16 protein-coding genes, 1 tRNA gene and 1 riboswitch are annotated in these 17,274 nt (G+C 35.9%); of the genes, 4 read left to right on the forward strand and 13 right to left on the reverse strand.

Annotated features, from left to right (window positions below; genetic code table 11):
• Positions 1-59: 59 nt before the first annotated feature.
• Positions 60-1,361, reverse strand: a complete 1,302-nt coding sequence (locus ACRPLQ_RS10625) for a GH25 family lysozyme (protein WP_367078190.1) — start codon at positions 1,359-1,361, stop codon at positions 60-62.
• A gap of 235 nt (positions 1,362-1,596) precedes the next feature.
• Here ACRPLQ_RS10625 and ACRPLQ_RS10630 point away from each other — a divergent pair, with 235 nt between their 5' ends.
• Entirely contained in the window at positions 1,597-2,145 is a 549-nt protein-coding gene (locus ACRPLQ_RS10630; protein ID WP_034266266.1) for an HD domain-containing protein, read from the forward strand.
• Positions 2,146-2,251: 106 nt separating this feature from the next.
• Positions 2,252-2,323: transfer RNA gene (locus ACRPLQ_RS10635), tRNA-Ala, on the forward strand.
• Between the two features lie 117 nt (positions 2,324-2,440).
• On the opposite strand, the gene ACRPLQ_RS10640 is transcribed toward ACRPLQ_RS10635, so the two are convergent.
• The 4 genes from ACRPLQ_RS10640 to ACRPLQ_RS10655 form a co-directional block, all read right to left on the reverse strand.
• A complete protein-coding gene (locus ACRPLQ_RS10640) occupies positions 2,441-2,590 on the reverse strand; it encodes a hypothetical protein (protein WP_165636078.1) in 150 nt (49 codons plus the stop codon).
• Between the two features lie 709 nt (positions 2,591-3,299).
• Positions 3,300-3,842: a DUF6143 family protein gene (locus tag ACRPLQ_RS10645; protein ID WP_033579020.1), complete on the reverse strand. Its 543-nt coding sequence runs from the start codon at positions 3,840-3,842 to the stop codon at positions 3,300-3,302.
• 274 nt (positions 3,843-4,116) lie between these two features.
• A complete protein-coding gene (locus ACRPLQ_RS10650) occupies positions 4,117-4,569 on the reverse strand; it encodes a hypothetical protein (protein ID WP_165636076.1) in 453 nt (150 codons plus the stop codon).
• A gap of 133 nt (positions 4,570-4,702) precedes the next feature.
• The gene (locus tag ACRPLQ_RS10655; RefSeq protein ID WP_013057119.1) at positions 4,703-5,902 is read right to left on the reverse strand and encodes a phosphoglycerate dehydrogenase; all 1,200 of its coding nucleotides are present in this window, start codon (positions 5,900-5,902) and stop codon (positions 4,703-4,705) included.
• 164 nt (positions 5,903-6,066) lie between these two features.
• Positions 6,067-6,145: riboswitch (ZMP/ZTP riboswitch) on the reverse strand.
• Between the two features lie 210 nt (positions 6,146-6,355).
• On the opposite strand from ACRPLQ_RS10655, the gene htpG reads away from it, so the two are divergent.
• On the forward strand, positions 6,356-8,233 hold the full coding sequence (gene htpG / locus ACRPLQ_RS10660; RefSeq protein ID WP_367078195.1) for a molecular chaperone HtpG: 1,878 nt from the start codon (positions 6,356-6,358) through the stop codon (positions 8,231-8,233).
• 30 nt (positions 8,234-8,263) lie between these two features.
• On the opposite strand, the gene ACRPLQ_RS10665 is transcribed toward htpG, so the two are convergent.
• From ACRPLQ_RS10665 to ACRPLQ_RS10690, 6 genes are all read right to left on the reverse strand, one after another.
• Complete coding sequence (locus ACRPLQ_RS10665; RefSeq protein WP_367078196.1) at positions 8,264-8,824, reverse strand: tubby C-terminal domain-like protein; 561 nt, start codon at positions 8,822-8,824, stop codon at positions 8,264-8,266.
• 55 nt (positions 8,825-8,879) lie between these two features.
• Positions 8,880-9,686, reverse strand: a complete 807-nt coding sequence (locus ACRPLQ_RS10670; protein WP_328140929.1) for a DUF817 domain-containing protein — start codon at positions 9,684-9,686, stop codon at positions 8,880-8,882.
• Positions 9,687-9,834: 148 nt separating this feature from the next.
• Positions 9,835-11,271 (reverse strand): 4-hydroxyphenylacetate 3-monooxygenase, oxygenase component, encoded by a 1,437-nt coding sequence (hpaB, locus tag ACRPLQ_RS10675; protein WP_367078197.1) that lies wholly within the window; start codon positions 11,269-11,271, stop codon positions 9,835-9,837.
• A 140-nt stretch (positions 11,272-11,411) separates the two neighbouring features.
• Positions 11,412-11,774: a group I truncated hemoglobin gene (locus tag ACRPLQ_RS10680; protein WP_025751868.1), complete on the reverse strand. Its 363-nt coding sequence runs from the start codon at positions 11,772-11,774 to the stop codon at positions 11,412-11,414.
• A 221-nt stretch (positions 11,775-11,995) separates the two neighbouring features.
• Positions 11,996-12,853 carry an SMP-30/gluconolactonase/LRE family protein gene (locus tag ACRPLQ_RS10685; protein WP_033579014.1) on the reverse strand — a complete coding sequence of 286 codons (858 nt, stop codon included), beginning with the start codon at positions 12,851-12,853 and terminating at the stop codon, positions 11,996-11,998.
• Positions 12,854-13,074: 221 nt separating this feature from the next.
• The gene (locus ACRPLQ_RS10690) at positions 13,075-14,043 is read right to left on the reverse strand and encodes a rhodanese-related sulfurtransferase (protein ID WP_367078198.1); all 969 of its coding nucleotides are present in this window, start codon (positions 14,041-14,043) and stop codon (positions 13,075-13,077) included.
• A 334-nt stretch (positions 14,044-14,377) separates the two neighbouring features.
• On the opposite strand from ACRPLQ_RS10690, the gene ACRPLQ_RS10695 reads away from it, so the two are divergent.
• Positions 14,378-15,181 (forward strand): alpha/beta hydrolase, encoded by an 804-nt coding sequence (locus tag ACRPLQ_RS10695; RefSeq protein WP_321201954.1) that lies wholly within the window; start codon positions 14,378-14,380, stop codon positions 15,179-15,181.
• A gap of 165 nt (positions 15,182-15,346) precedes the next feature.
• Here ACRPLQ_RS10695 and ACRPLQ_RS10700 read toward each other — a convergent pair whose 3' ends face one another.
• Complete coding sequence (locus ACRPLQ_RS10700; protein ID WP_311264522.1) at positions 15,347-16,216, reverse strand: GNAT family N-acetyltransferase; 870 nt, start codon at positions 16,214-16,216, stop codon at positions 15,347-15,349.
• A gap of 125 nt (positions 16,217-16,341) precedes the next feature.
• Positions 16,342-17,130, reverse strand: coding sequence for an MBL fold metallo-hydrolase (locus ACRPLQ_RS10705; RefSeq protein ID WP_311264521.1), 789 nt, complete (start codon positions 17,128-17,130; stop codon positions 16,342-16,344).
• Between the last annotated feature and the right edge of the window lie 144 nt (positions 17,131-17,274).

The following is a 17,274-nucleotide window of genomic DNA, read 5'->3' on the forward strand; positions in this document are numbered from 1 at the left end:
TGTCTGCTCTTCTTTTTTATAAAACCTCAAAATAAAACCCTACTCTTCAGAGCGGGGTTTTATTGCTTGTAGTACCAGCCTTTTTTATCTAAAAACTGCTTAACTTTTACAAAATCCAGTCCAGCTGCTGTGAGTTCAGCTGACGGATTACCTATTGCATGTACGTTTAATTCACTGTCAATTCCTTCATTTTTTAAGAAAGTACGAAACTCTGTTTCCATGTCTTTACTTAATCCGCCTGTTTTAATTGTAACTGGGATAGGTTCTACGTCTTTCATTTGCACGAATCCGCCTGGAACAGCCCATGCTGCACTCGTATAGCCATATACGCTAAATACCGTATCTTTTTTTATAGTTCTGAAATTCTCTGTTACATTCGCATATTTGTAGACTCCAATATCCTTCTTCGCTTTTACTTGAAAAGAATATTTATCTCCGAGTGAAGTAACCTTTGGTAATGATTCTTCTATAGGATTACTTACACCCTTAAGCAATTCCATCATTTTAGCTAATGTTTTCTCATCAGCTTTTCCAGTTGACGTTAATCCATACTTTTCTTGAAAAGCTTTAACAGCTGCAACAGTTTCACTGCCATATTGGCCATCGGTTCCTTGCTGGGAAAGCTCAAATCCTAATTTAATTAAGTTTTGCTGCAGTTCTTTTACAGCTAGTCCGCTATCACCTTGCTGCAATTGTGCTGATGGCTGATTATTTTCCACCACCGTCACCCCTGTGTTAATACTATTAAAGAAATCCAGATCCATTTCATTGATATCAACATTGCCTTTAATCCCGTTTACTTTTCCTTGATCTGTATATTGAAACATAGACCATCTATCCCAAATGGCCGTATCACCTGGATTAGTAAACCCCTTGGAACGGTTACTTCCACTGTAACGAGCTATCCATAGCGGATATCTTGCCACGGCGCTTGTAAAATTGGATTTAATAAAACTATACCCGGTGTAAAGAATAGGCGTAATGCTTGTTTTCCTTTCAATATATTCCATCCATCTAACTGCAAAGGCTGTGACCTGCGCTTTTGTTTTCCCTTTATTTTCTTCCAAATCTAAGCAATGAGGCAAATCAACCTTCATGCTGCCTAATTTATTTAAAAAGAAATTAACTTCTGCAATAGGATCATTATCAGCATGAGCAAAGTGATAAAAGCCTACACGTAGACCTGCATTTTTTGCTCCTATATAATTATCATATGATTTTTTATCTAAGAAGGTTGTGCCTTCTGTTAATTTAATATACGCGCCTTTTACCCCATCCGACGCCACTTTTGCCCAATCAATTGTTCCGTTGTGATGAGAAACATCAATGACCTTAATATTTTGATTATTACGGTTTTGCATTGCTATCACTCCTTCATACAAACTATGAATAAAAAAGGAAATGGCAACTGATACAGGCCTATTAAATAGATATTAGGCTTTATAAAAAACCGTACAATAAGAAGGGCTTTTGGTAGCCTTACCTTATTATAAGAATTATAAGAAATGAATTTGTGCAATTTCATAACGTTAGGAGAGCTATATTCGTTTATACTAATAATATGAATATATACTGTATAAAAAATGGAGGAATATGATGTCTTTAATAAAAGAAGCACGTAGGTATGCAGAACATGCTCATACCGGCCAAGTGCGTAAGCTGTCTGATAAACCTTATATCGTTCATCCTATTAACGTAGGTAATATTTTAGAAAAAGCAGGTTTTAGTGAAAAAGTAATAGCAGCAGCTTATCTGCATGATGCTGTAGAAGATACAAGTGTAACACTCGAAGAAATTGTACAAAGATTTGGCTTAGAGGTAGCGGAGATTGTTGAAGCTCATACAGAAGACAAATCCAAAAGCTGGGAAGAACGTAAACAGCATACAATTCAAATTGTGAAAACTGGTTCTCTTGAAGTGAAATCTTTAATTGTAGCAGATAAATTAGACAATTTACGGTCTTTAAAAGAAAGCTACGATCAGCAAGGAGATACAATTTGGAATAGTTTTAAAAGAGGATTCGAAAAACAGAAATGGTACTACGAGTCCATCAGCAAATACGCTGAAAAAGGATTGGAACCAAGCCAAATTCCAAGTTTTTTTAATACGTACAAACAAGAAGTAAATGATTTTTTTAGAAGTTAATATTCATATGAAGAAATTAGAAAACACTGAAAATAACTATTGCGAACGTGCGTCATACGTATTAAAATATAGTAGAGTCAACAGGCAATAAAGACTCTACATAAGCGGGACTGTAGTTCAGTGGGAGAATACTTGTCTGGCAGACAAGGGGTCGTGGGTTCGAATCCCATCAGTTCCATAAAACCAGTCGTATCAAGAGTTTAAAATACTTTAAAACTCTGCCGGATGGGATGGATGCAATGCTATTTCATCTGACCTCTTCATGATTTCCATGAAGAGGTTTTTTATTTTCTTTTTACGATTGATCCCCATGATTTTTATGATTATTCTTTTCACTGCTCCTGCTGACAATTTCTCTAAGTTCGCCCTCGTCGCCTTTTGCATTGATGATTTCAAAAAGCTGATTCAGCCCTTCACTTGTTTCATCGTTTGGTTCTTTGCCCATTTTATCCCCTCCTTTTGCTTTTAGGGTGCCCATCTTTTTCGCATTGTTTCATGTAAAAAGCAATTTATCAATATTAATCGATCGTAAAAGTATACCTTTACGACCCTTATACAATTACTGTTTATACAGATATACTCAATCAATTCTTTAAATTTTGCAGCGTTTTATAGGGTTTCTAATACTCATCTATAATAAAATGATCATCACAAACTTCTTTAAAATCGTTCTCTTCTTGGAGATCTCCTTCTTTATCTTTAGATATCTCGGTTTCTTGTGTAAATAGTCTAAAAAGCTTGTTTAACATTGTTTCACCTCGTATCTTTCATTAATACATTCAGTATGATTCATTTATATGAAGCCAGTATGAATTGAAACGTAAGATAATGTGAATGTAGACATTATCTTAAGATGTTGAGCATGCTTATATCCTGGACAAAAAAGTTACTTCATTCTACTTATGTATTATCGCTTTGCTTCTTGAGTCCTCAACTTCTTTAAATACCGTTCAAATCGCTTGCGTAATCGGAATTATACCTTTGCTTGTTTTTCTTTAGTTATATCCACAATCAAACGAAAAAACGCAAGCTATAAAAAAGAACTTTGGATGCTGCTGCAAAGTTCTTTTCATAAACACTTACCGTTTGTTAAGAACTGTATTAAATATGAAATAGCTCATACACTTCTCATACAATCGCTAAGACCTATTCAGTTAACAGTCCTTCTTACGTTTTTTCTCAAACCATCCATATGCAATTTCAGCTTCAATTTCTTTATTTCCTGGAGAAACTAAGAAAATAACGTATGAACCGTTGTTTGGAAAGATAAATTTGCCGTCTTCATCACTTACTAATGTACTTTTCGGCGGAACAACACGGTTAAATACGTTTACCCCTTTAGTAGGAAAGCCTTTTACCATTTCTGCAAATTTAATTTTCCCTTTTGGTTTTGAACGTAGTGTAGTATTTGCTGGACTCACATTATCTGAAGTTGTTCCTTTTCCAGGCGGGATAGAGTTAAACCAAATTTCAGCAGTAAAAGGTTCGTTGGAATAGTTAGTGATAGTAAAAGCATTCACAAATAAATCTACTCCAGAGCCGGAAGGGTTAACTAACCCGCCCCAAGCATTTCTATTTCCACCGAAACGAATAGGCTCAGTTTGTCCAACAAAATAGTCTCCTTTTAACGATTGATATAAAGGATTAGGTATATTCACCGCTTTAATATACGGTTTGTTCGACTCGTAATTTGACATACAATCGTCTCCTTTCTGGACTATATTTTAGGAGTTTTTTCTGTAAATGCTTGGACACATGCATATATAAATATATTTAATCTTTATATAAACGCAAAAAGATAGACCCGGTACTGAGCCTATCTTTTTCTATCGTTTTTACAAAAAATTTCCTCTTGGCTCTTTCCTTACTAATGCCCTCGTCGACTGCTGGTGTATAAACGGATTGTTTTTTGACTTTATATTCCGATGCTTTTTTTATCCGTCTACTATCCCTTCTTAAAGTAGTAATCACCTATTCTTTTGTAGTCATAAAATGAAGAATCCTTACCTTTTTTTCACAATACTCAATAATTTCATAACAGGTTGTGAGGATATCATGTCTAGACAGTTCTATTTCATCCAATACAAACTTTGAAAGCTGCTTTTGCAGAACCTCCAGCTTTTTGCTGTCTTCTTCATCGATCCACAGTCCTTCCGTAATACATACATCTGCTAGTTTGTTAATAGATTGAGCCGTCCAGTTTAAGCCGGCTGAAGAAACGGTTATTGTCAGTAAATCATTTTTTATAGCTAAAATAACCTGACACACATGGGTATAGGCATCAACTTTCTTTTGGATAAATGCTTTGCGAAGCTCTTGCTTGTATTGCTCTTTCGACATCGCTATAGCTACGACAGACGTAATGAAAGTTCCTGCCAGCGCGATGAGCGACCCTATCAAAATTCCTATCATTTCTCCTGACAAAACGTTCACCTCTTTAAAGGTATTTCTATATGCTATGGGAATGAAGGAAATGATATGAGGATAAGCACCATGTAAAAACAGCCCTAACTTAGAAAAGTTAGGGCTGAAACACTAAAATAGGATGATAACCAAATTAGATAATACGACTTGTAATAATTCCTTCAATTTGACCAATTTTTTCTTCTAGCTCAGGCACAATCTCGTCACTTACTTGATTGTCAATATCGATCATTGTATACGCATATTCACCGCGGCTTCTGTTCACCATATCTGCGATGTTTAAATTGTAGTTTGAGAATACTTGCGTAAGTTGTCCTACCATATTCGGTACGTTGTGATGGAAAGCAGCTACGCGTTTTTTCCCAGTGTAAGGAAGAGATGCATTCGGGAAGTTCACTGAATTTTTAACGTTTCCTGTTTCTAAGAAATTTTTCACTTGACGTGCTGCCATTACCGCACAGTTTTCTTCTGATTCTTGAGTTGATGCCCCTAAATGAGGAATTGGCACAACATTTTTCATGTTCAAGACATTTTGATTTGGGAAATCTGTAATATATCGACCAACTTTTCCACTTTCAAGAGCAGCTTTCATATCTTCTTCGTTTACAAGCTCACCGCGTGAGAAGTTCAAAATATGAACATCTGGTTTCATGATGCTAAACGTCTCTTTATTGAAAACACCTTTTGTATCGTCCGTTAATGGAACGTGAACCGTAATATAGTCAGATGCTGCAAATAGTTCTTCTAGAGACATTGCACGCTGTACGTTGCGAGACAAATTCCAAGCTGTATTAACAGAAATGAATGGATCAAAACCAATTACGTCCATATCTAAATCAAGCGCGTCGTTTGCTACAAGAGCACCAATTGCACCTAAACCAATAACGCCTAATGTTTTACCTTTGATTTCTTTTCCAACAAACTGTTTTTTACCTGCTTCAACTAACTTAGGAATTTGATCACCTTGGCCGTCTAATCCTTTTGTCCATTCAACTCCAGCAAATAAGTTACGAGAAGAAGCCATAATTGTAGTTAAAACCATTTCTTTTACTGCGTTTGCATTAGCTCCTGGCGTATTAAATACAACGATACCTTGCTCTGTGCAAGCGTCCACCGGTATATTGTTAACCCCTGCTCCAGCTCGTGCAATAGCTTTTAAATTTTGGTCAAATGCCATGCTGTGCATGTTAAAGCTACGCACGACAATCGCATCTGGATTTTCGCTGTCGTTGTCAATTTGATAACCTTCTTGATTAAAAACATTTAGGCCTTTTTGTGCGATGTTGTTTAATGTTTTGATTGTTTGTACTTTTTCTAATGTTAATGTGCTCATTTTGTACTCTCCTCTGATTATCATCGTAGTTTTACATGTTTTTACCTTTGGATAAAGGAACTTCATTTTTAATTTTTTTAAAAGTCTGGTTTTTTAGCCTACATGTCAACTTCTATATCCTCTCCCCCTAAACAGAAAGAGGTAAGAGATATGTATTAATCCCTTACCTCTGCCCAGGCGAACGGCTACGTCACTATATGCTTCCTCACGGTTATCCGCGTTTCGCCAGTCACATATAGTCTTTGAAATTAAGTATATTCTAGCAAACTCTTTCAGAACGTTCAACCTTTTTTTAAAAGTTTGCTTTTTTCAGTCTAATTTTTAATCTCTTTGGTGAATCTCCTAATATATTGACAAATACCCTAATACATGTTAAATAAAAAGAGTGATTAGCACTCTATCTATTCAAGTGCTAATTATTTTGTAAGCCCTATTTGGAAAGGAGAACTTCTTATGTCAAAAAAAGAATTTAAAGCCGAATCAAAGCGATTATTAGAGATGATGATTAATTCCATCTATTCTCAAAAAGAAGTATTTTTGAGAGAACTTCTATCAAATTCAAGCGATGCAATCGATAAAATTTATTACAAAGCTTTAACAGATGACTCCTTGCGTTTTAACAAAGAAAGCTATTACATAAAAGTAACACCCGATAAAACTAACCGTACCTTAACTATTACAGATACTGGAATTGGTATGACGCAAGAAGAGCTTGAAAGCAGCTTGGGCACAATTGCGCGAAGCGGTTCCCTTGCATTTAAAAACGAAAATGAAACAAAGGATGGGCACACGATTATCGGCCAATTCGGCGTTGGGTTTTACGCAGCGTTTATGGTGGCAGATGTCGTAACGGTGATTAGTAAAGCGTTAGGCAGCGATGAAGCCTATAAATGGGAATCTACTGGTGCTGATGGTTATACAATCGAACCTTGCGACAAAGAAACGGTTGGGACTCAAATCATTTTAAAAATTAAAGAAAATACAGAAGATGAAACGTATGACGAGTATCTAGAAGAGTATCGTTTAAAAGAGATCATTAAAAAGTATTCAGACTTTATCCGCTACCCGATTAAAATGGACATAACGGAAAAACGGCCTAAAGAAGGTTCTGATAACGAGCTAGAAGATTATACAGAAGAACAAGTTATCAACAGTATGGTACCGATCTGGAAGAAAAATAAAAATGAATTGACTTCAGAAGACTATGAGCAATTTTATTCAGAAAAGCGCTACGGGTTTGATAAACCGCTCACTCACCTTCACATTAATGTGGATGGAACGATTCGCTACAATGCTATTTTATTTATTCCAGAAAATAGTCCGTTTGATTACTACTCAAAAGAATTTGAAAAAGGACTTGAACTGTATTCAAACGGCGTATTAATTATGAATAAATGCGCAGATCTTCTTCCAGACTACTTTAGCTTCGTGAAAGGTATGGTAGATTCTGAAGATTTATCTCTTAATATTTCGCGTGAAATCTTACAGCAAGATCGCCAGCTTCAGCTGATTGCCAAAAACATCGGCAAGAAAATCAAAAATGAGTTAAAAAGCTTGCTTAAAAACGAACGTGAAAAGTACGAGAAGTTTTATGAATCATTTGGCCGCCAGCTAAAATACGGCGTTTACAGTGACTTTGGCAGCAACAAAGATGTATTAAAAGACCTGCTTTTATTCTATTCTTCTACAGAGAAAAAGCTCGTAACACTAAACGAGTATGTATCGCGCATGCCTGAGGATCAAAAGTATATCTATTATGCATCAGGCGAATCATACGACCGAATTGAAAAGCTTCCTCAAGCAGAATTGGTTGCAGATAAAGGATACGAAATTCTGTATTTTACAGAAGATATCGATGAATTTGCGATTAAAATGTTAATGACGTACGAAGAAAAAGAATTTAAATCTGTTTCAAGCAGTGACTTAGGGATTGAAGCAGAAGAAGAACAGCTCAATGAGTCTGAGGAAAAAGAAAATAAAGAGCTATTTGACTATATGAAAAAAGCTTTGTCGGGAAAAGTAGGAGATGTGCGCGCGTCTAAACGTTTAAAAACACACCCCGTTTGCTTATCAGCTGATGGTGAAGTAACGATTGAAATGGAGAAAATTTTAAGTGCTATGCCTGACAATCAGCATGTAAAAGCAGAAAAAGTGTTAGAAATTAACGTAAATCATGATGTATTCGCTTCTTTAAAAGATGCATTTGAAAATGACAAAGAGAAATTAGACCTTTATACAAATTTATTATATAACCAAGCTCTTTTAATTGAAGGCTTATCTATTAGTGATCCCGTTGAATTCACAAATGATATTTGTAAAATTATGATATAAAAATCAGGCGCAGAATCATTCTGCGCCTGATTATATGTATGGCATAATAAAAGTAGTTATATAGTAAGAAGCGATAAAAATGGGTACGGGCAGTTCTTCTGTTACTCTTATTGAGTGTTTGCCTTGTTTAAAATGAAAAAGATCTGATTTAAACTCCGCGACTTTTTCTCTTTTTTGATTAAAAATACACGCTTCCTCTACGGCTTCATGACTGCTTAACATGTAGACGTTATTTCCCCATCTAATTTCTTGTGCTCCTTCGCTTTTAATTATTCCTTTACCTAATAGATCCCCTATTATTTTTCCATTTTCTTTTATCACCCACCGGTGTTTTTTTACGTGATCAATAAACACCGTTCTTCCTTCCCATTGAACTTGTACATGTACCTTTAAGCCGCAGGAAAAGATAGGAAACCAAGAAATAGAATCTAACACTGGAAGTCCATCACGAGTTAAAAAATCAATACTTTTAGTCCACATGTTTTTATGCACTCTCTTAAGCTGTCCGACATTTTCTCCATTTTCATTTGTAACTGCTACGGTCTTTCCCGCTGACTTAAAATAGGGAAGATAAAAAATATATTCTTGCATATAGGCCTCCAAAGATTCTGTACCTTATATTAACAGCATGTACATAGTTATGTTTCTATCTTTCATATAGTTCGTTTGTTTCTTTTGATTTCTTACTTTGTTTAAATTGATTTTGATTTTCTTTTAAATGCTTTAGTAAAGCAACAATCAAGAAACTAACAATCACAAGAAGAAGCCAAGAGCTAATTTTACTTATATGAACCATTGTCCACTGCTGCTGTTGATCTGGATACTGCCATGCTCCGAAAAATGTTGCGATATTTTCAGCGATCCAAATGAAAAAGCCAATCAGTACAAAAGACAATACTAAAGGCATGCGATATGTACGTTTGTTAACCGTAAAATATACAAAAGTTCGATAAAAAATAAGTAAAGTAAAAAGTTTTAAAAACCAGCGGAAGTCGTAAATAAAATGATGCGTGAAAAAATTAAGGTAAATAGCCATACTTAGTATACTGACAATCCACGTAGAAGGCCAATTCGTAAGCTTTAATTCAAGCCTTCTCCACACTTGGCACATGTAGCTGGCTACACTAGCATACATAAATCCGCTGTACAGCGGAACTCCCCAGACTTTAGTGAAAGCTTTTTCCGGATAGCTCCATGAGCCCATATGAACTTTATAGAGTTCTAACGTTAGTCCAATTAAATGAAATACTGCAATGACTTTTACTTCATCAAGCGTTTCCCGTTTAAACGCCACCATTAAAACTTGAGTTCCTAGACAGGCTAATAAAATAAGGTCATATCTAGAAATAAACGGTACTTCAATTATTTTTGTCATAGCCAATGTCAGAAAAATAATAACAGGAAAAACGCAGGATTTTGCTTGTTCTAAACCAAAATAGATTAATTGCTTCATTGTAACATCCTATCTTTATAGTATTCTTTAGTGTGTTCACGGAAATGATTCCCTGAAAATTATTGCAGATTTTTCAAATTTATTCAATAAGCATCTCCGCTGTTTTTGTAACCAAACTATCATATCCAGCGGAGATTTGTTTTCTCCGTTAACTTTTCAAAAAATCGGTTACTGTCTGCACATAGCGCTCTTTATCGTAAGATAAGTACAGATAACTGGTTAACTGTACAGGCTCCCCAAAGAAAAAACGTTCATACAGTGTTTCCCTTGTGCCAAACGGACTCATAGTTAAGTCCCACGCTAGTCGAAAAAGCTTAATTCGATCTTCTGCACCTCTAGATTTAGCTTGCAAATAACGTGTAATATCTTCTTTAACCAATGAGCGGCACGTATTTTCCGTTGGTATTGCCATTAGTCCGCTTGCACCTAAAAGCTGAATAATCTCTGTAAAGGTAGGATATGTTTTTGAAAATATATTTGCGGCAATACGAAGTGTAGTTTCATTCGGACGCATGTATCCCCATGGATCAATCTCCGCTTCTTCTTCTGCTTTCATCACGAGAGCTTTCATCGTTTCTAGCGCAATAATAAGCTCCGTTGCTTTTTCTCGCACATGCGGATAGTCCGCAATGTTAATGGTTTCAATCAGAGATTGTACAATCCCTAATACAAACTCTGTTTTGACAATTCTCCTTGAAGTTACTTGATGCAGAGCAAAGGCCGAGAAGGAACTAGAAGCAAGGAATGCATTGGACACATCTACATTTTCATAAAAAAACACGCGGTCCCACGGTACTAATACACGTTCAAAGACAACAATGGTATCCATTTCTTCAAACCTAGAGCTCAATGGATAATCAAACGTTGAATCTGTTCCTGCAAACGATTCTCTACAAATAAATTTAACTCCTTCTGTATTGCTTGGAATTGAAAAAGCAAACCCTTTTTCTTTTCCTTGAATGCCTGCTGAAGACAGTACGAGCAGCTCATCCGTCATGCCACCCTGTGTAGCAAGCAGTTTCGCACCTTGGATAACGATTCCCTCATTGTTTTTATCAACTATTTTTGCTGCTATCGGTTCATCGTTTTGCTCGTAATAAAATTGGATTCGATTGACTTGAGGATCGATGAATGTATGAGTGAGCGATAAATCGTGCTCTCTCACATATTCATAATAAGAAATGATGTTTTCAGGAAAGCAATTTTCTTCTCCTCTCAGGAGTTCTGCAGAGGATGCAAAAGCCATCAATACGGTATTCATATAATCTGGACTTCTCCCCATCATACCGTGAGTTAAGCGAGCCCACTGCTGAGTCATCTCTCGTCTCTTTTTTAACTCTTCTTTTGTTGTAGGCTGTAAGTAAGATGTACCAAAAAAATCCTCGGAATCCGGAGATTGGTATGTCATGATATCTTTAATTTTTTTATCATGCTGAAGATCATAAAGTTTAGCTTGACTGTTAATGGCTCCTTTAAAAGCCGGATGTTCTGATATATTGCCTGTTACGAGCTTGCCATCAACCCATACATTTGCTTTTAATTGATTGATTCTCTCTACGTATTGCTTCCCATTAATTGCTGACATACTCCCACTCCCAGACTTTCAATAAATATTTTCACCTATTGCATTTTTATCATATTACGATGTCTTTTCCATGTTTCCTTCATACACCACAGCTTTGCGCATAAAAAAAGAAGGTCACAATAACCTTCTTTTTTTATGATTTATTTATATTGAATATCATTTCTTAGGGATTCAACTTTACTTAATGCTTGGTCAATATCAGGCTCTTCAACATTAAAGTGAGCAAGTGCATCGTGAAGATGCTTAGCAATTGCATTAAAATGTTCGGGCTGAATATTCATATTTGCATGCGCTTTGGCCATCGACTTTCCTGAATATTGATTCGGTCCACCTAAGGCAAAGCTTATAAACTTGGCTTGATGTCGACGTTGTTTATCCATATCCGTGTGCTCGAAAAAGTGACTAACTGTTTCGTCTTTTAAAACAAGCTCAGAATAAAAATAGTCTACTACTTTTTCAATCGCTTCTTGTCCGCCCACTTTTTCATACAATGTTTGTTCCAAAACAATTCCTCCTTTTGTACCTTTAACCATTATTACCCAATACGAGTATTCATATTCTTTGAAAGGCTTCTTTATGGGAATTCGTTATCGTCATGTTTTATTCCTCTTCCTCATAATGAATAAAATGTAAAGGGAATGAACGCAGTGCAAAGGAGTTGTAGAAACTGCATTTAATATCTATCGTTACTGGTCTGAATCATTACATTTTGATAAGTGCTGGTCTAATATACGTAAGTATAAGCCGGTACGCCTTTTACTCCTACTCGGCATGAAAAAAGAGAGCCGGCAGCTTCTTCGTATTTTTCTTCTTCCTTAGCTGTGGTGATAAATAAAGTTTGTAAATCGTCTCCTCCAAATGTACAGCAGGTTACATTGGAAACAGGAAGATGAATAGATTCTATAATTTCTCCTTTCTCTGGATCTACACAAATAACTTTCGAACCTCCCCAAAGCGCTACCCACAGTCGGTCGTGCTCATCAATTGTCATTCCATCAGGAAACCCGTCTATATCTGAAAGGTCAATCACCACTTTTTCATCTTCGAGCCTTGTTGTTTCTTTAGAAAATGAATAAGACATAATTTTATTTTTCGGGGAATCAACTAGAAAGAATTTGTCTCCTGTTCGATTCCAAGCTAGCCCGTTTGACACGCTTAATCCTTCTTTAGCACTCTTAATTACACCTTTTTCATCTACTACGTACAGCTGGGCTTTTCCTTCTTCATCTTCTTCACTCATCGTGCCAATCCAAAAGCGATTATATGGATCACATTTCCCGTCATTAAAACGCATGTTTTTTTCAAGAGTATCTAAACGGATATACTCTTCATGATTCTTTTTGTTTTTATCCACTAAAAGCAGCTGATTACGAGTGGAGACGACCAATTTTGAATGATTGGTTGTAGAAACGCTTGTAACAACTGAAGGAAGATCCATATCTTCTAATGTTGTCGTTTTTGGATCGTACGTAAGAAGTTTTTTATCTAAAATGTCTACTAGCACTAATCTTTGATTTTCTTCATCCCATAGGGGTCCTTCCAGTAAACGTCCATCGTACTTTTTTTCAATTTTCGCTTCCATTTTCAAGCTCCTTTGTTGTTTTTATGTACAACCGTTTTTTAATCGCTTTCTAAAAAATATTCCTTTAAGTATGCAAAACAAAAAACAGGAATATGTTTCCTTTTTATAAATACCCGTTGCATAACCTTCTCTAAACACTAGGTTATTCTCTAAACACTAGGTTACAAGAGAATCTTTTCATAAAAAAACAGCACGCTGTATATAGCGTGCTGTTTTTTTTTTTATAAAGTTACGTGTTCGTTTTCTAACTCTTTAACACGTGCTGCAAATTCTTCTTCTGTTAAACCACGTTCTTTTACATAGCGGTTACGGGGACTTACTCGGCATTCATGTGAACAAGCGCGTAAATATTTGTGTTCGTTTTCTTCAGAAGCTAAGATTTTCTTATTGCATTCTGGGTTTGAGCAGTTAACATAACGTTCGCAAGGCTCGCCGGTAAAGTGATCCTTCCCGACAATCACATGCTCTTTTTGGTTAACTGGTACGCTGATGCGCTCATCAAATACATAGCACTGACCATCCCATAGTTCACCTTGTACTTCCGGATCTTTTCCGTATGTTACAATACCTCCGTGAAGCTGGCTTACATCTTCAAAACCTTCTTCAAGAAGCCATCCAGAGAATTTTTCACAGCGAATACCGCCTGTGCAGTACGTTAAGATTTTTTTATCTTCAAACTGATCTTTGTTGTCGCGAATCCATTCAGGAAGCTCACGGAAGTTTTGAATATCCGGACGAACAGCTCCTCGGAAGTGGCCTAGATCGTATTCATAATCGTTTCGTGCATCGATTACGACCGTATTTTCATCTTGCATCGCTTGATAAAATTCTTTTGGACTTAAGTAATTACCCGTTACGCGAAGAGGATTCACATCTTCTTCTAATCGAAGAGTTACTAATTCTTTGCGGTGACGCACGTGCATTTTTTTGAACGCATGTTCATCTGCTTCGTCTATTTTAAATACAATACCTTCAAAACGAGGATCATTTTTCATCGTTTCCATGTATTTATCTGTTTGTTCAACTGTTCCTGATACTGTTCCATTGATCCCTTCAGCCGCAATTAAAATGCGTCCTTTTAGTTCAAGCTCTTTACAAAATGCCAAGTGCTGAGCTGTGAACTCTTCAGGATTTTCAATTGGAGTGTACAAATAATATAGTAGTACTTGATATGGTTTTCTTTCAGTCATGTTGCTTCTTCCACCTATCTGTTTATATTTGCAAGATATAATGCATGTAGGTCGGTTATTGTGAACCGAATTGATGGTAACAATTCATTACTTAAAGGTACATTACGACAAAAACAACATCCTTTTTATGAGGATGCTTCTATCTAAAAAGTATTACAGTGAATGATTGTTTCAAAAACATACAGTATTTAAGCCTGTAATAGTATAACATATCAAGGCGAACACTTCTAGGATTTGTTTTTTTATGAACATTTTCTTGCGGAGATACGTTCTACCTGAGCTTTTCTGCGCATACATGGTGAGATATGAACCTTTGAGATTGGAGGCGGAAATGATGCCTTTTTATACATTAAAAGACGGTGCAACTTTATACTATGAACAACAAGGGGAAGGAACACCTATTATTTTCATTCACGGAGTTTGGATGAGCAGTCGTTTTTTTCACAACCAGCTTTCTTTTTTTTCGAAACAGTATCAAACTATTCTTTTGGATTTAAGAGGACATGGAAATTCAAGTCATACTCCATATGGTCACACAATTTCCACTTATGCTCGCGATGTGCATGAGTTTATAAAGAATAAACGATTAAAAGACGTCATATTAGTAGGCTGGTCGATGGGTGCTTTTGTTGTGTGGGAATATTTGAAACAATTTGGTGAAGAAAATGTAAAAGGGAATATTATTGTAGATGAAATGGCTTCAGACTTTAAATGGTCAGACTTTCCAATCGGTGCATTTGATTTACCTGCCCTTATTTCGCTTATGCAAGGTATTCAGCTTGATCGAACAAGTACATTAGAAAGGTTTATTCCGCTTATGTTTAAGGATGAATTAACTGAAAAAGATAAACATTGGATTATGAAAGAAGTAACGAAAATGCCCGAGTCGATAGCTAGTGCTATTTTGTTTGATCAATCCATTGTGGACTATCGAGAATTCCTCCCGTTTATTACAATTCCTACTTTACTGTGCTTTGGAAAAGAAGAAAAACTCATTCCTGTAGCGGCTGGAAGGCATATTCAAAAGCTGGTTTCAGGTTCTGTACTTGAAGTTTTTGAGAACAGCTGCCACTGCCCTTTTCTCGAAGAAAGCGATCGGTTTAACAAAGTTGTGAGTGATTTTATCGAGCGTATCTAATTTACAACAAAAAAAGAATTGCCTTGTTTCTAACGGATTCGGTTGATAGAAAGAAGCATAAGTTAGAACTACAAATCAGCAATATAAATGGTAAGTAAAAGCGCTCGAAAAAAATCCGAGCGCTTTTACACTTAATGTTCTCCGCCCTCATTGAACTTAACTCTTTTACAGTTTGAGGCGATAACTTATAAGAATATCTTTTGGTTCAAAACCAACTTTCATATATACTCGATTTGCTTGACTATTTGCTCTATCAACGGTTAGTTTAATTTCATTAATTTGTGGAAATGAAAACATCTCTGTTAAAACTTCCTTTAACAACCTCGTTCCTAGACCTTGACTCTGAGCATTCTTTGAAACACCAATATACTCCAATGAAGCCTCTCGCATTTCAGTATCGACTTCAAAGTACGCATAGCCTTGCAACTCATTAGACATATTTTTAAGTATTTTTAACATATTTCTATCGTTAAGTCTCTCAATAATTGTTTTTCCATCATAATAAGTATTTTGAAACATTGCGTTATGCAGCATTTCAAATGCTTGAAAATCACTATGTTTAAATGGCTCGCTTTTCATTTCAATAACTTTATCAAAATTTTGTTCTTTAATTTCTAAGATCAAGTGTTCACCAGTCTTTTTTGCTTTTATATCATTCATAAATACTTGTTGCTGCATATTCTTGTTATTAATAAAAAAATGAAATTCTTGGATCAAAGGATTTTCATTAACTAACTGTTTCCATAATTGAGATTGCAAATCAATAGAAGATGTTTTATTAAAAGGTCCCCACACTTCTGCTACCGTTTCTTCGATATCAAATCCAATAGCCGCTAAAATTTCTCCTGTCCTATTTCTAGCGATTAAAAATTTTATATCACCCTGGTCACTAATAAAATATTCTTTTAATGTCTGGTAGATTTCTTCTTCTTTTTCACCACAATAACCAATATGTGATGTTTTCTGACTATTTGTTTCTGATAGAAATTGAGATAATTCACCGAGGTTATTTGCTTTTTCTATAATAGCATCCATAACACTATCCCCTTCTTCAACTCCAATTTAGTGTCGTGTTTGTTCCTACTTCAAGCTATCCCTGCGTATTAACCTCTTTTATCTCCCTATTTTGAAATTATTATTCTATAAGATATTAGTTAACCTCAACACAAATAAGGTAATAAAATCTCGCGTCCGTCATAGGCAAAGCTTACGTTTTCATCTAAAAGCATCTCAGCGTGCTTTGGGATATCAATATCATGTGATAAATGAGTGAACACCATGTTTTTTGCCTGCAGCTTCGCTTTAATCTCCATTGCCTCTGTCACATCATATACGGATCTTTTTTCTTTTTGAAGATATTCTTTCCAAAAAGATGTACCGAATATCAGTAAATCTAAGTGGTAAAAGGGCTTCCACTGTTCATTTGTCACATTAAAAGAATCGGATACATACGCCCAGCGTTCGCCTTGTTTTTGATGAACTACAATGCCGTAGGAATAACCGTTAAATCCGTGATTTACTTTATGAAACGTAATGGCCGTTTCTCCGCTTTCCCACTTTAACGTGCCATTAAAGGTAAGCCCTTTTCTTTTTGCGAGATAAGGAAATCTTTTGATTAACTCATTGATGACTTCAGGCGCTCCTACGACTTCTGTACTTACATTATTCCAGTAGCATAAGTCGGCTAAATCCCCTAAACCAGCAACATGATCATTGTGAGGATGAGTAATAAACACGGTAGAAGGGATTTTTTTGTTATTGTATAAATGAAATTGATGTTTAAAATCAGGTGATACATCAATCAAACACACATTACCGTCCAGTGTGAACTGTGCACTAGGTCTTGTGCGCTGATTTAATGGATCTTTTTGCGCGCATACTTTACAGTCACATAATAATCGAGGCACTCCTTGAGCATCGCTCGTCCCATAAAATAAAAGCTTGTTCATTGCTCTGTTTCCTCCTTTTTTTCTTCTAAAGGTCTATCTTTTCATTTTAAGAAATGCCCTATGGTGTTCTGCATCTTTCTTTTATTTGTCCTTCTAAAATAAAACCAGCTTTTATGTAAAACAGCCAGTCTTTTTAACGACCGG

Source organism: Priestia sp. TRN 1309 (genome assembly GCF_050846875.1).
Lineage (GTDB): Bacteria > Bacillota > Bacilli > Bacillales > Bacillaceae_H > Priestia > Priestia zanthoxyli.

Coding starts and splice junctions, on each gene's coding strand:
- ACRPLQ_RS10695 (WP_321201954.1), top strand. CDS start 14,378: ATGCCTTTTTATACATTAAAAGACGGTGCAACTTTATACTATGAACAA.
- ACRPLQ_RS10655 (WP_013057119.1), bottom strand. CDS start 5,902: ATGAGCACATTAACATTAGAAAAAGTACAAACAATCAAAACATTAAAC.
- ACRPLQ_RS10670 (WP_328140929.1), bottom strand. CDS start 9,686: ATGAAGCAATTAATCTATTTTGGTTTAGAACAAGCAAAATCCTGCGTT.
- ACRPLQ_RS10630 (WP_034266266.1), top strand. CDS start 1,597: ATGTCTTTAATAAAAGAAGCACGTAGGTATGCAGAACATGCTCATACC.
- ACRPLQ_RS10640 (WP_165636078.1), bottom strand. CDS start 2,590: ATGGGCAAAGAACCAAACGATGAAACAAGTGAAGGGCTGAATCAGCTT.
- ACRPLQ_RS10685 (WP_033579014.1), bottom strand. CDS start 12,853: ATGGAAGCGAAAATTGAAAAAAAGTACGATGGACGTTTACTGGAAGGA.
- hpaB (WP_367078197.1), bottom strand. CDS start 11,271: ATGTCAGCAATTAATGGGAAGCAATACGTAGAGAGAATCAATCAATTA.
- ACRPLQ_RS10665 (WP_367078196.1), bottom strand. CDS start 8,824: ATGCAAGAATATATTTTTTATCTTCCCTATTTTAAGTCAGCGGGAAAG.
- ACRPLQ_RS10705 (WP_311264521.1), bottom strand. CDS start 17,130: ATGAACAAGCTTTTATTTTATGGGACGAGCGATGCTCAAGGAGTGCCT.
- htpG (WP_367078195.1), top strand. CDS start 6,356: ATGTCAAAAAAAGAATTTAAAGCCGAATCAAAGCGATTATTAGAGATG.
- ACRPLQ_RS10700 (WP_311264522.1), bottom strand. CDS start 16,216: ATGGATGCTATTATAGAAAAAGCAAATAACCTCGGTGAATTATCTCAA.
- ACRPLQ_RS10645 (WP_033579020.1), bottom strand. CDS start 3,842: ATGTCAAATTACGAGTCGAACAAACCGTATATTAAAGCGGTGAATATA.
- ACRPLQ_RS10625 (WP_367078190.1), bottom strand. CDS start 1,361: ATGCAAAACCGTAATAATCAAAATATTAAGGTCATTGATGTTTCTCAT.
- ACRPLQ_RS10690 (WP_367078198.1), bottom strand. CDS start 14,043: ATGACTGAAAGAAAACCATATCAAGTACTACTATATTATTTGTACACT.